Genomic DNA, 13,393 nt, shown 5'->3' with positions numbered 1-13,393 from the left:
TGATTTTGCCACGAAAATAGCCCGTTTTTATTCAATATTGATATTAATTTTCACTATTGCTTTAGAATTAAGATCTGAATTTTCCATGCTTAGCATACTATATCTAACGATATGTTTTGGCCAATTATCGCTTTTTGATCTTGCGATTTCTATTTTATCTGAAGCGTCCAGATCGTAAACCATTGCTAAGTTAGTAAAATAAGCGTCTGCAAGATTAGTTGTTTGCGCTACTTGTTTTTCAGTAGAATCCTTAGCTACCTCAGTAAGCATCTTATTTTTTAAATTTTCAATTTGCTTTTTATAAGCTCCAAAATCATATTTAGTTTCAGAAACGACCGTAAAAGTTTCATTTTTGCCATTTTGAACATAAGTTTTTCTGGTAGCCTGTTTAAATTGTTCTAGATCGAATGGATTTGCAGTGGTATCGATGGTTGTTATTGTGTCTTGAACAGAATAATTAATTGTATAAGATTTAAGCAGTAGATCTGGGATCTGTAAGATCATTTTCGTTTTTATCAATTCTTCTTCAGTGCTGCTTATTGCTTTTTCGGCTTCAACTAATTTTTCAGGAGTATTGATATTTAGCATCTCTATAATAGCCTTTTTGCTGGCCACTATACTTGATGCATATTGCACTTCAGAAACTAAAGAAGATTCCAGGGACTGTTTACTAAGCCTAAGTTTTGCTTTGATCGTTTTAAAATCTTTAAGTTTACTTTCAATGTTTTTATCATAGTTTTTTGCAAGCAGAACCAAAGGATTTTTAAGTTCAAAATCAACAAAATAAGAATCGTTTTTAACTTCGTTTACTACTATGCTTGCATGTAATGTAAACGTACTATCTTTCAATATTTTACTATTATGTATTTCCTTGGCGTAAACACTTATCGTTAGATTTTTAGTTTCTCCAACTTTCCAATTTATTTTTGGGCTAAAATCTGTAGACGATCTTCCGCAGGATAGGAGTGATCCCAGGATGAAAACCAAGAGTAATTTGCGCATTTGTAGGGATTTAAGTTTGATAATAATACGAAATTATTCCAAAATTAGATTTCTACTTTTAGCATATTTAGCAGAATATTTTAGATTGAATTTTATTTCCTGAGTCGGTTCTAGGCTAAAATCCCATGCTACTTCACCATTTTCTTCATTCAATTTTCCATTCGATATATTTTCAATATCTATTGAAATATCTTCTGAAGTAGCCACAGGAACCTGATCTAGTACGATCATTTTTATGGCTTCGTTTTTATTGTTTTTTATAGAAATTTCCCATTCTCGAATTTCTTCTTTTTTATTACCAATAAATTGTTTTTCGGTAAAGTCTTTAAGTTTTTGGCGATTTACAGAAACCTTTTTATCGATACCTAAAGAAACCTCTAGTGTATCTGTAATATATCGTACATCCATTAAAGATTTTCCTATATAAGTACCTTCAAAGAAAATATTGGCTTCGCCTTCCAGCAGATTATATTGTTCCCAATTATTAATATTAGCAATTAAAAACGCATCTTTTTGAATTTTAGGAACGGCGTAATACTGGTATTGCGCGGGTAGCTCGTAATTGGTCATTTCAACCACATAACTTTTATTGTCTGAATTTATAGTATACGGCATTTCAATTTCGAAATCTACGGTAGTTTGATTTTCTTTTTGAACACTGGGAACCGGGATGCTTTCATTTTTCTTTTTGGAGTTTACGGAAACACCAGCAACTTTTCCTGCGAGAGTTCTACTAAGATTTCGATTACTTCCTCCATATCCTACAACAACTACCTCATCTAAGGTTGCAGAATCTTCTTTTAAAACGATATCGATTTGGCTTCTGTTCGCAGGCACTTTTTGGGACTCAAAACCAACATAGCTAAAACTTAATCTACTTTCCTCGTTAGGAATGGTAATCGAATAATAGCCGTCAAAATCTGTTACGGTGCCAATGGTAGAGCCTTCGATCATCACATTTGCTCCCGGTAATGGATCGCCATTTTCGTCTACAACTTTTCCAGTAACCGAATTGTTGGTAAGATTGTAAGAAGGTGGCAGCGTATTATATCCTAAATAATAGGTCCTTAATTTTGGAGCCAGCCCAGAAGTATTTGGATTCGCTGAAGAAAATTTGAGCTTTACATTTTTCCAATCTACCTTGGTATCTTGCTTCACATTGGCTTTGTAAACCAGGTTAATAGGTTCTTTAATATTTTTTGCTCTAATATCGTAAGAAGGAAACCAGCCGGCATTTCCCACCAAATATGTGATTTCTATAGGAAAAGTGGTGCTTTGTTTTGCTTCAATTTTAACCAGTATTTCTCCATTCGGAAAATCTTTTTTACTGCTAATGCTATTAATCTGATTTTCGATTTTGGTCTTTTCTGCAACTAATTTTTCAACATTTCTAACCCGTTCTACTTCGCTTAACTTAAGCTCGGTTAATTTTTTTCCGTAGAAATTAGACGCCTGTTCTAAATTTGAAATATTAACCTGCTCGTTTTTCCCGCCAATATCTCTGTTTTCCTGAAGAAATATAATTTGCTCGCGAATAATTGATAAATAGGTGTTTTCTATTTCTAATTTCTGATTGATTTCAGTGATGTTGTTTTCAAGATTTTCTAATTCTGAAGACTTTTTTAATTCGTTTAAAAAGTTTTGCTGATGATTTACTGAAAGTACCGTGATATTTCCTTCAGCTTTAACCTGAACGCTTTTTGCATCGATAAAAGGGGATAAGTTGGTAAATTTTAAAATCGATATTCCACTATTTACAGGAATATTCTTTTGGCGGGAAACCTGGGCTCCTTCCAGAAATACGGTAACACCGCTGACTTCAGTTTTGATTTCTTTTTCGGTGGTTTGCGCAGTAATTGGCAGCGCTAAAAAGGCGATAACTAAAAGATTGATGATTTTCATGCTATAATTTTGTAGACCTTTAAAGATAACAAAATAAGCATATACTAACTGTTGTGGCTAAAATAAAATTAGCGGTTGGATTTATTGGCACCGCCAACGGGTATAATACTTCGAGGCTTGCCTCGAAATTAAAAAATTGTTTCTAGTGAATGCCTCGTGGGCTTGTGCCGAGGTAGTTTACTCAACAACCTCAAAAATCACATCACCAAATTCAATGTTTTCATTTGATGGTAGATCTGCATTTATTTTAATTTTCAGCTTCCCAATTTCCTTAGGAATAACAATTAATTTGTCATCTTTTTCAATCAATTTACCGTTATCAACGTTGTAAGATAAGTATTCAGAGGGTACAGATATCATTAATTTTATTTCATTTTCAATGCCCACTTTAAGCCGATTCGCGTTTTTAATATTGAAGCCAATGGTTTGGGGTTTAGGAAATACTCCTATTTGCTGTTCGAATTTTAATTTCTCGTTTTTATATTCTATTATTCCTGTTATTTTATGAAGACCAGCTTCATTAGGTCTACTGGAATAGTAATATTTAATGATATTATTGTTTTGGGATGAGTGAATTTCATCGGTTTCATTCAATTTATTTTCGAGATAGATATTTTCGACAGAATCAACACCACATATAATTAACTCACGTTCGAAATGATAGCCTTGGTATGCGTTCCATACGCTATTGTTCGATTTTACAGTTATTTTAGTTTTTTCTTCTGTATTACAAGCTAGTGTGACAATAAGAATTAAAAAGACTAGTTTTTTCATTTGATTTTAAAGGTCATTGGATTTTATTGAATTCAGCAAATTTTAAATAAAAAAGCCGGAAAAAATTCCGGCTGATTTTATACAATTTCGATAAAGATTATTCTAAAGCAGTTTTTAAAGCTGCTTCGCCACCAACCACAGGAATCGTGATCGATGTCGCATCAAGATCTACTGTTAGTTCTGTTCCCGGCTCGGGATGTAAAGTGAAATTCTTATCGCTAGAAAAGATCATTAGTCCGATTTGCTGTCCTTTTTTAATGATTTGATCATCTGGAATTAGATCGAAACTCATTTCATAGAATTTACCTGGTTTTAAAGGCTCACTTTCGGTAATTGATTTATAATTTTGTGGATCTGCCCAGCCTCTTGTAATAATATTGTCTGTAATCTTCGAATTTCGACCTTCTGTCCACGGTAAAGAAACCATCCAAACCGAAAGATTCGCAGCCGGTTTACTACTCGCCAATTTTATGGTTATAGTTGAAATTCCCGAAAGATGAACATCTTCTTTTAGAGTTGGAGTCACAAAAAGCAAACGATGATCTGTATTCTCGGCCTGTGCCAGTGTTTCACCGCTAAAAGAATAATTATCTACTAAAGTTTCGTTACCTTGATTATCTTGCTTTTCAAGTTGAAGCTTACCGGTTTTTGGCGCCCCTTCGCTTAAATATAACTTAACATCTTTAGCTTCTGGATTTGGATAGTTGGCATAAGGCGTTGGTTCCTGGCGATTGTCGTTTTCTCTTACGATCCATGCTTTTGGATCGTTTTCTACATCATTATCGATTCCGAATAAAAAATGCGTAAACCAACGATTCATCATACTAAGTGGTGGTGGCCCGCCGTGACCGTTTTGGTGATAATAGATTTGTGTAGGTAATCCCATTTCTTCCGCTTTTTTATAAATACGGTAGCTATGCTCTGGCATTACATTCCAATCGTTAAATCCGTGCGACATTAATAAAGCCGCTTTCATCGGCTTTATATCATTTAAATAATCGCGTCCAGCCCAAAAATCGTTATAATCTCCAGTAACTCTATCCAGATTATTTCTCATTTCGGTATCACGAACGGTTTTGTTGCTGTAAGCTCTTTTAGATTCGTCACCACTATGAATAAAGTCGTAAAGTACATCGATATCTTCGCCAAGGTAGCCGCCAGGAGATCTTACCAATCCGTTAGAGCGATAATAGTGATAATAAGAAGTATTTGGGGCAACCGTGATAATTGCCTCTAAACCATCAACGCCGGTTGTTGCCGCTGCAAGGGGAATGGTTCCGTTATAAGAAGTGCCCGTCATTCCAACTTTACCAGTAGACCAGTACGCTTTTACTTCTTCGTATCCGGTACGCTCGGTATATCCTTTTGCACGACCGTTTAGCCAATCGATCACTGATTTTGGAGCCAAAGACTCGTTATCACCACCAACGGTAGGAGAACCATCAGACAAACCTGTTCCCGGAGAAGAAGAATGGACAACAATATAGCCACGTGGCACCCAGGTTTCGATCTGGGAATTCGATATTATTGGACGCTCGCCACGTCTTACAACTTCTGGATGTACTCTTTCTTTTGGAGACTCACCAAGTTCGTGATTTACATCCCAAAAAATACCTTCAGCAAAACCAGCAGTTCCGGCATAATAAGGACTTGATTCATAAATAACCGGAAGTTTTAATCCCTGAGTTTCGGTAGCTTCAGGTCTGGTCACATCTACATGCATGCGGTCTAATTTTCCGTCGCCATCAGTATCAAATTCGGTTTCAACCCAAAGATCATGTCGAATCCATTTTGAAGAATCTTCAAATTCTGGTACTATTTGCGCTTCGCCATTTTCAAAAATTGGCTGTACTTTTTCCTGAGCAAAGCTTACAACCACGATAGAACAGGCGATCCAGAAAAAAGCGATTTGTTTTTTAATCATTTTAGTGAGGTAATTAAGTGAGGTTAATGATGAATAAAATTTGATTGGCACCGCCAAAGGGTATAATACCCAGAGTCTTGCCTCGAAATTAAAAATCTGTTTCCAACGGATGCCTCGAGGGCTTGCCCTGAGGTAGTTTACTTGGATAAATATAAACATTTCGGATTTGATGCTTCTCTAGATGTCTTTAGAAAAGATAAAACGCTGTAATTATTAGGACTTTATTCATCTATTTTGCCAATGCGTTGTGAATTAAAAAAAACCAGAATTAGTAAAATGCTTAAACATAAAAGTATTGTTGAAACACTAAAATTATTATCGATAAGTAATCCTACCAACAAAGGTCCTAAAGCGGTACTTATCACCATAAACATGGTAAATATACTTCTAATTGCTCCCAGATTCTTTGTGCCATAGATTTCAGCAATGATAGCAGTTTTTACTGTTCCTGAAATTCCGGTGGTTATTCCGGCTAAAATTAGAAAAGCCAAGGCACCTAAGATACTATCCATAAACGCAAAAGGTAAAAGACCAATATTAAGCGGAATTAGATAAAATCTGAATAATTTTTTAGCGGTGTATTTGTCTACCCAAACGCCACCAAACAACGAAAATGCAAATCTGGTGATCGCATAAGCGGTAAAAAATGAAGCATATAAGGTTACCGACCATTGTTTTTCTTCTACAAAAATATACTGATAGAAAAATACAGCCGTATTTATGAAACTTACTGCGAAAACAGCGGGCATTATGATTCCGAATTTTCGATTAAAAATAATCTCTTTATAATTGCGAACCATCTTCTTTGTAGAATTTCCTTTGATAGAGATTAATTGTTCATCAAAATGATCAAGATTAGTGAACTTTAACTTGATTAGATAAAAAAGCAGTAAGACTCCGCTACAAATTGCAGCGATTCTCCAATTATAAAAACTAATGATCGTGGTGATCAAAATCGGTAAAATCGCTTCGCCGATAGAAAAACCTAAAGAAGAAAAACTCAGTGCTTTTCCGCGATTTTTGTCAAAGATCTTAGAAATTAGAGTCATACTAATATGCGTTAGCAAACCCTGCCCAAATAGCCGCAGCATAATGATGGCTATAATTAAGACGGCAAAATGATAACTGAATCCCAATAAAATACTTGCAATGGCAAGACCGGTAATACTAAAAGCAGTAACGGTTTTTGCAGGTTTATGATCTACGTTATGACCAAGACTTAGCATGATGACAGAAGCTGTAACTGTGCAGCCGGCATAGATAGCACCAAAAGTTCCTTCAGAAATTGAAAAAGATTTTATGATCTCCGGGACATAGAGAGAAATTAGAAAGGTTTGCCCAAAACTGGAGAGAAATGTCAAAATCCAGCCAAAACTTAGCTTTTTGAAATTAGCAATGATAAAGCGGTAAAATTCCTTCAAATTACAAGTTTTTACAAATATAGAATTTAGAAATTCGACGCTAAAATAGACTTGTATTTCTTTCAGCATTAATTAATTTGGGTCGTAAACCAACAATTCCGATAGGTTATACTGAAAGCTTTACAGTATTCAGTCGACTATTGAAATCTTAATCCTTATTTTTGGAATAAAATTGTGAGAAGCAAATGAATTTGGACGCAGTAATCAAAGAAATAAAAAGCCATAAAAAATTACCGAATCTTAAGTTTGAAATTAAAGAAAGAACAGAAGCTTTTACCAAACATTTGTTCTATACTTTATTTGATGAAGATACCGAAGTTGAAGAAAACCTAAAGAAATTAGGGAAAGAATTCGAAACACTGGCCGATCTTGTTTGCTGGAAACCAAATACTCCCTGTAGAAATATTTGGGAAGAGTATCTTGAAAAACTACCAGAGATTCTTCAAAAATTGAATTCAGATGCACTAGCGATAGCGACTAATGATCCCGCGGCAAATTCGGTTGAAGAAGTTTGTCTTTCTTATCCTGGTTTTTTTGCCATCGCAATTTATAGATTAAGTCACGAATTTTACCAATTTGGATTACCATTAGTGCCAAGGTTAATGACTGAGTGTGCTCACAATCTTACCGGAACAGATATAAATCCTGGTGCCAGAATAGGAGTGCCATTTTTTATAGATCATGCTACCGGTGTGGTTATTGGTGAGACTGCGGTGATAAAAGATAATGTAAAAGTGTATCAGGGAGTTACTTTAGGCGCCTTGTATGTAGATCGCAATTTGCGTAAAGTAAAACGTCACCCAACAATCGAAGAAAATGTAACCATTTATGCCAATGCCACAATACTTGGTGGCGAAACAGTAATTGGCGCCAATAGCGTGATAGGAGGGAATGTTTGGTTAACCAAATCTGTTCCTGCAAATTCTATGGTTTCTCACACGCCGCAAATCAATATTAAAAATACAGCTCAAAATGAGTAAATCGATATTCAGATTAATAGGAAATACACCTTTAGTTGAAGCAAGAACATTAGTCAGCAATCCTAAAGTAAAGCTATATTTTAAGCTTGAAGGTCAAAATCCCGGTGGTAGTGTAAAAGATCGAGCCGCTTATAATATGATTAAAAGTGCTTTGGATCGCGGGGAAATTAATGAAGAAACCAAACTAATCGAAGCTACCAGCGGAAATACAGGAATTGCGTTGGCGATGATCGCTTCGATGTTTAAGTTAGATATAGAATTGGTTATGCCTGAAAATGCTACTAAGGAACGTGTACAAACTATGCGTGCTTATGGCGCCAAGGTGACCTTAACCGGTGCTGAAGAAGGTATAGAAGGAAGTAGGGATTATGCTGAATCTAAAGTAGAGAACGAAGGCTATTTCATGTTCAACCAGTTCAGTAATGATGATAACTGGAAAGCGCATTACAAAACTACAGGTCCAGAAATTTGGGAAGATACCGATTATAAAGTGACACATTTTGTTTCGAGCATGGGAACCACCGGGACCATTATGGGAACTTCAACCTATTTGAAGGAACAAAATAAAAATATTCAGATCGTTGGGGTACAGCCTACAGATGATTCTAGTATTCCCGGGATTAGAAAATGGCCCAAGGCTTATCTTCCGAAGATATTTGATGAAAGGAAAGTAGACCAGGTGATCGAAGTAAGCGAAGATGAAGCCAGAGAAATGACCAAGCGACTCGCAAAAGAAGAAGGAATTTTTGCGGGGATGAGTAGTGGAGGAGCTACCGCTGCGGCTTTAAAACTTTGTGATTCTTTAGAAGAAGGTGTGGTGGTAAGCATTGTTTGCGACCGTGGCGACCGTTATTTGTCTTCAGATTTGTTTGAGGATTAACAAATTATGGCGTAAATCTCGATTTCTACGCAGATAATTTCTATAAACCTGAAAAATGCGCTATTTTTGCAAAATTGCAGATTAAAACAGGGTATATGGAAGTTTCAGATTTAGGAATTAGCGAGAAGAAGGTAGATAAGCAACTTTATGGATATCAGCAGAATGATATTGATAAGATTTTTAGTGTTATAGATGAACATCCAGAACATTATAATCTCTTATATCAATTACCTACTGGTGGAGGAAAAACGGTAATTTTTTCTGAAATTGTTAGAGAGTATATTCAGCGTACAGAAAAGAAAGTACTTATTTTAACACACCGTATCGAACTTTGTAAGCAAACCAACAAAATGCTTACCGATTTTGGTGTAAAGAATAAGATCATAAATAGTAAAGTGAAAGAATTACCAGATCAACATGACTATATGTGTTTTGTTGCCATGGTAGAGACTTTAAATAACCGTCTTCACGATGACAAATTAGATCTTGAGGATATCGGGATGGTGATCATCGATGAGGCGCATTATAACAGTTTTAGAAAACTATTCAAGTTTTTTGAAAAATGCTTTATCCTTGGAGTAACTGCAACTCCGCTTAGTTCTAACATTAAATTACCAATGAAGGATAATTACCGCGAATTGATCGTGGGTGATTCTATTTCTTCATTAATAGAAAAAGGCTTTTTAGCACGAGCAAATATTTATAGCTATAACGTAGGTTTATCAGCTTTAAAGGTAGGAATGAACGGTGATTATACCGTAAAATCTTCTGAAGAACTGTATACGAACATGTCGATGCAGGAAAAGCTTTTAAATGCCTATTTAGAACGCTCTAAAGGGAAAAAGACCTTAATATTCAACAACGGTATTAATACTTCGATCGAAGTTTACTACACTTTTAAACAGGCCGGTTATAATATTCGTCACCTGGATAATACCACAAGCAAACAAGATCGTAAGGAAATTTTAAAGTGGTTTAAACATACGCCAGATGCTATTGTGACATCGGTAAGTATTCTAACTACAGGTTTCGATGAGCCAACGGTAGATACCATTATTCTTAATCGTGCGACAAAATCACTGACTTTATATTTCCAAATGATTGGCCGTGGTTCTCGTGTGTTACCGGGTAAAAAGGAGTTTAATGTGATCGATCTTGGTAATAATATGGCTCGATTTGGGCATTGGAGCGCTCCTGTAGATTGGAAACAAATTTTCCGTTCACCAGATTTCTATTTTGAAAATCTATTAAGTGATGAGGAAATTGAGCGTGAATTTAAATATGAAATGCCACCAGAATTACGTGAGCAGTTCTCCAATTCAGATAATGTAGATTTTGATGTTGAAGCAGCTTATGACGATGTGATTAAACGCGGACTTAAATCGAAAGCGGTACTGGAATGGTCGATGGAGCAGCACGTAAAAATGTGTGTTGAAAATAGCGAAGATGTATTTGATGCACGTATTTTGGCTAAAGAGTTGAAAGATGATATTTCTTCCAGAATTAAACAATACTCTTATTGTATTTCTAAAAGTACCAAGAACTATCGCGATTGGTTAGAAGAAGATTATTCCAGAAAATTAAGAATGGCTATAAATAAAGAATTTTAGTCAGCTTTACATAAAAATCAATAAAAACCCCTCGAGTTTCGAGGGGTTTTTATTTTCTAATATTGGATGTTTTCTCGGTTTTATTTTATTGCTTAGAAAGAACTTCTTCCCGATATTCTTTTGCTGATTCCTGCAACTTGCTAATCATTTCTAATTTCTGATCTTCTTTTAGAAGTGCTGAGGTATAATTTTCCGTTTCTAAAAAATTGAAGAACATGAGATGATCTTCCTGCGGAATTAAAAGTTCATTCGTCAGGAATTCTTCATTTATGAGATCGTCCTCTTCAAAATACGCTTTAAAATGATCGAATCTTAAGCTATATTCAACTTTATGAGCTATTTCGGTCTTTTTTTTCTTCGGAAAAATAAGTTTAGCAAGATATAAAGGAGCTTCCAGTAAATTTCCGTGACTTGGCCTGTAATCCAGAGAGTTTTTAGCAATATCGCTTCTGATGCCTTTAAGCAATTGTTCGTCTAATTGCTCTACCGGAACTTTAAAACTTTTACCGCCAGATAGCTTTACTTCTTCCAGGCTATTTGTTGTTAACTCGACCACTGTTGTTTCTTCAAAATGTAAATTTTTGACCACAAATTCGTAAGTATTGTAAGCGATCGATGTAAAACTGATAGTATCACCTAGATTGGCAGAGATCAAAAATTTACCTTCAGCATTTGTTTCTACAAAAAAACTTTTCGATTTATTTTCAACTTTAAAATTGGGAATTACTCCCTTACTATCATAGACGTATCCAATAGTTTTTTGCGCGTTTATTGTACTACTGCAAATCATGAATAACCAAAAAAGATACTTCATTTTAAGATTTTTGGAGGTTTCTTATGGGAATTTCTACATCTGGATTTGATACATTCATAATCTTTGTAGCGATCAATCTTAAAAAGCTTTATATACTTTGGTTTATTAATCATTGAAAGGATGATGTATGAATTTCTATAACGTTTCGGTTTGTAAAATATTGGTCTAAACCTACAATTTGAGAGGGAAAGTCAATTGAACCACGAAAATTTTTAAAAACTAACCTAATATAGAAACTTATTACTACATTTGTAGTGTATAAACTACTAATGTAGCAATGAAACAATTCTCTAAATCTGAATTACAGATCATGAAATACCTTTGGGCTATAGAAAAGGGGTTTCTTAAAGATATTGTAGATCAATTTCCAGATCCGGCACCAGCTTACACTACGATTTCAACATTGATCTCTAGGATGGTGAAGAAAGGATACATAGGTTTCGAAAAATATGGGCGTGATAAAGAATATTATCCCAAAATCACCAAAACCGAATATTTTAAAAATCATTTCAAAGAAATAGTCTCTGGATTTTTTAATAATTCGAGTTCTCAATTCGCTTCGTTCTTTACAAAGAATTCAGATTTAAGTTTAGAAGAACTTAGAGAGTTAGAAAGTATTCTTCAGGAAAAAATAAAAGATAAAAAGCAGCAGTAAATGATCGCATATTCAATAATAAGTATTCTTAGTTTAAGCTTGTGTTACTTCATTTATCTAGCTTTTGTTAAAGCTAAAAATCATCATTTTAGCAGACTCTTTTTACTGCTAATTCTGTTTGGAGGTTTAAGCGCTCCTTTGCTACCGATCTCAAACTTATTTGAAAATAATCTACAATCCGTAAATCTTGATTTTAATGCTGAAGACATCTTCGCAGGACATTCAAGAGAATTGACAATTGAAGCTTCAAATCATTTAAATAGTGAACAAACTTTAATTCCTTCCGAAGAAAATAAACCGAATTCGTTAACTATCTTATCGATCATTTTCGGGCTAATTACTAGCATTTTCATCTTACGCTTTACCAGGAGTTTATTGCTTATCTATAGAAAGATAAAGGTTTCAAATTTCGAAAAACATGGGAAATACCGCGTTTTTATTTCCAAGTCTAATGAGGAATCTTTTAGCTTTTTCAACTATATCTTTATTGAAGATGAAAGAAATAAGACAACTCTAGAATACATTTTAACGCACGAAAAAGCACATGCAGATCAGCTTCATTCCGTAGATCTTATAATTGTTGAAGTCTTGCTATGTTTCTTCTGGTTTAATCCTGCATTGTGGCTTTTAAAGAAAGAAATTATTCAGAATCATGAGTTTTTAGCAGATGAAGCAGTTTTGAAAAAGGGTTTTGGAAAAAACGATTACGCATCAACAATATTTAATTTTTGCCGGGCAAAACAAACCAGCCTGGCGAGTTCATTTAGTTTTATCAATACCAAAAAACGAATTACCATGATTTACAAACATCATCCATCAAAACTGAAATTATTTTTAAATCTATTTTCAGCATTTAGCTTATTTGCTTCAGTATTGGTTTTTAGCTCTTTCGCCGCAGAAAGGAGTGATCCTAAATTTGTGGTGCTTCTAGACACCGGGCATGGCGGAATAGACCCAGGAAATCTTCAGCACGGAATTCAAGAAAAAGATATCAATTTAAAAATAGCTTCAACTTTACAAAAACTAAGTGATCGTGACGTAGAAATTCGATTACTTAGAGATGAAGATGAATTTATAGATTTGAAACACCGCTTGGAAATCGCAAAAACTAGCAGTGCAGACCTTTTGCTAAGTTTCCACTTGGGGGCCGGAAATAAAAACGGAGTTCAGGGATTTTATAATCCAGAGAGCAGCAGTGCTGCTGCATCTAAAGAAATTGCTGAAGATTTGGTTTCAGTTTTTAAGGATAAGGCTTCAAAAATTAATGAAGGAAAGTTTATAATCTTACAAAGTAAAAAACCTTCGGTATTGTTAGAAGTGGGAGATTTTGCGAGTAACGAAAATTCAAACTACTTCAATAGTGAATTAGGGCAGCAGAAAATCGCAGAGAAAATTTTTAAAAGCTTAAAAACAATTGCCGAAAATCGATAA

At 34.8% G+C, this 13,393-nt stretch carries 11 protein-coding genes; 5 read left to right on the top strand and 6 right to left on the bottom strand.

Annotated elements, in window-relative coordinates; translation table 11 throughout:
* Positions 1–27: 27 nt before the first annotated feature.
* From INR75_RS15630 to INR75_RS15610, 5 genes are all read right to left on the bottom strand, one after another.
* On the bottom strand, positions 28–1,002 hold the full coding sequence (locus tag INR75_RS15630) for a hypothetical protein (protein ID WP_223089517.1): 975 nt from the start codon (positions 1,000–1,002) through the stop codon (positions 28–30).
* 33 nt (positions 1,003–1,035) lie between these two features.
* Positions 1,036–2,904 (bottom strand): DUF4139 domain-containing protein, encoded by a 1,869-nt coding sequence (locus tag INR75_RS15625; protein WP_223089516.1) that lies wholly within the window; start codon positions 2,902–2,904, stop codon positions 1,036–1,038.
* A 177-nt stretch (positions 2,905–3,081) separates the two neighbouring features.
* On the bottom strand, positions 3,082–3,678 hold the full coding sequence (locus tag INR75_RS15620) for a hypothetical protein (RefSeq protein WP_223089515.1): 597 nt from the start codon (positions 3,676–3,678) through the stop codon (positions 3,082–3,084).
* A gap of 97 nt (positions 3,679–3,775) precedes the next feature.
* Positions 3,776–5,602 (bottom strand): Xaa-Pro dipeptidyl-peptidase, encoded by a 1,827-nt coding sequence (locus tag INR75_RS15615; protein WP_223089514.1) that lies wholly within the window; start codon positions 5,600–5,602, stop codon positions 3,776–3,778.
* A 221-nt stretch (positions 5,603–5,823) separates the two neighbouring features.
* On the bottom strand, positions 5,824–7,023 hold the full coding sequence (locus tag INR75_RS15610) for an MFS transporter (RefSeq protein WP_255584569.1): 1,200 nt from the start codon (positions 7,021–7,023) through the stop codon (positions 5,824–5,826).
* Positions 7,024–7,208: 185 nt separating this feature from the next.
* Between INR75_RS15610 and INR75_RS15605 the strand changes: the two genes are divergently transcribed.
* From INR75_RS15605 to INR75_RS15595, 3 genes are all read left to right on the top strand, one after another.
* Complete coding sequence (locus INR75_RS15605; protein ID WP_223089512.1) at positions 7,209–8,003, top strand: serine O-acetyltransferase; 795 nt, start codon at positions 7,209–7,211, stop codon at positions 8,001–8,003.
* On the top strand, positions 7,996–8,883 hold the full coding sequence (gene cysM / locus INR75_RS15600; RefSeq protein WP_223089511.1) for a cysteine synthase CysM: 888 nt from the start codon (positions 7,996–7,998) through the stop codon (positions 8,881–8,883). Before INR75_RS15605 ends, cysM begins: the two co-directional genes overlap by 8 nt.
* A gap of 95 nt (positions 8,884–8,978) precedes the next feature.
* Complete coding sequence (locus tag INR75_RS15595) at positions 8,979–10,493, top strand: DEAD/DEAH box helicase (protein WP_092541161.1); 1,515 nt, start codon at positions 8,979–8,981, stop codon at positions 10,491–10,493.
* Positions 10,494–10,578: 85 nt separating this feature from the next.
* On the opposite strand, the gene INR75_RS15590 is transcribed toward INR75_RS15595, so the two are convergent.
* Entirely contained in the window at positions 10,579–11,307 is a 729-nt protein-coding gene (locus tag INR75_RS15590) for a hypothetical protein (protein ID WP_223089510.1), read from the bottom strand.
* A 277-nt stretch (positions 11,308–11,584) separates the two neighbouring features.
* On the opposite strand from INR75_RS15590, the gene INR75_RS15585 reads away from it, so the two are divergent.
* Together INR75_RS15585 and INR75_RS15580 are read left to right on the top strand one after the other, a co-directional pair.
* A complete protein-coding gene (locus tag INR75_RS15585; protein ID WP_223089509.1) occupies positions 11,585–11,962 on the top strand; it encodes a BlaI/MecI/CopY family transcriptional regulator in 378 nt (125 codons plus the stop codon).
* Entirely contained in the window at positions 11,963–13,393 is a 1,431-nt protein-coding gene (locus INR75_RS15580) for a M56/M15 family metallopeptidase (protein ID WP_223089508.1), read from the top strand.

The sequence above is a fragment of the Zunongwangia sp. SCSIO 43204 genome, assembly GCF_019904275.1.
GTDB lineage: Bacteria > Bacteroidota > Bacteroidia > Flavobacteriales > Flavobacteriaceae > Zunongwangia > Zunongwangia mangrovi.
Note: the sequence above shows the minus strand (reverse complement) of the source record. Positions and strands in the feature narration are given on the sequence as shown.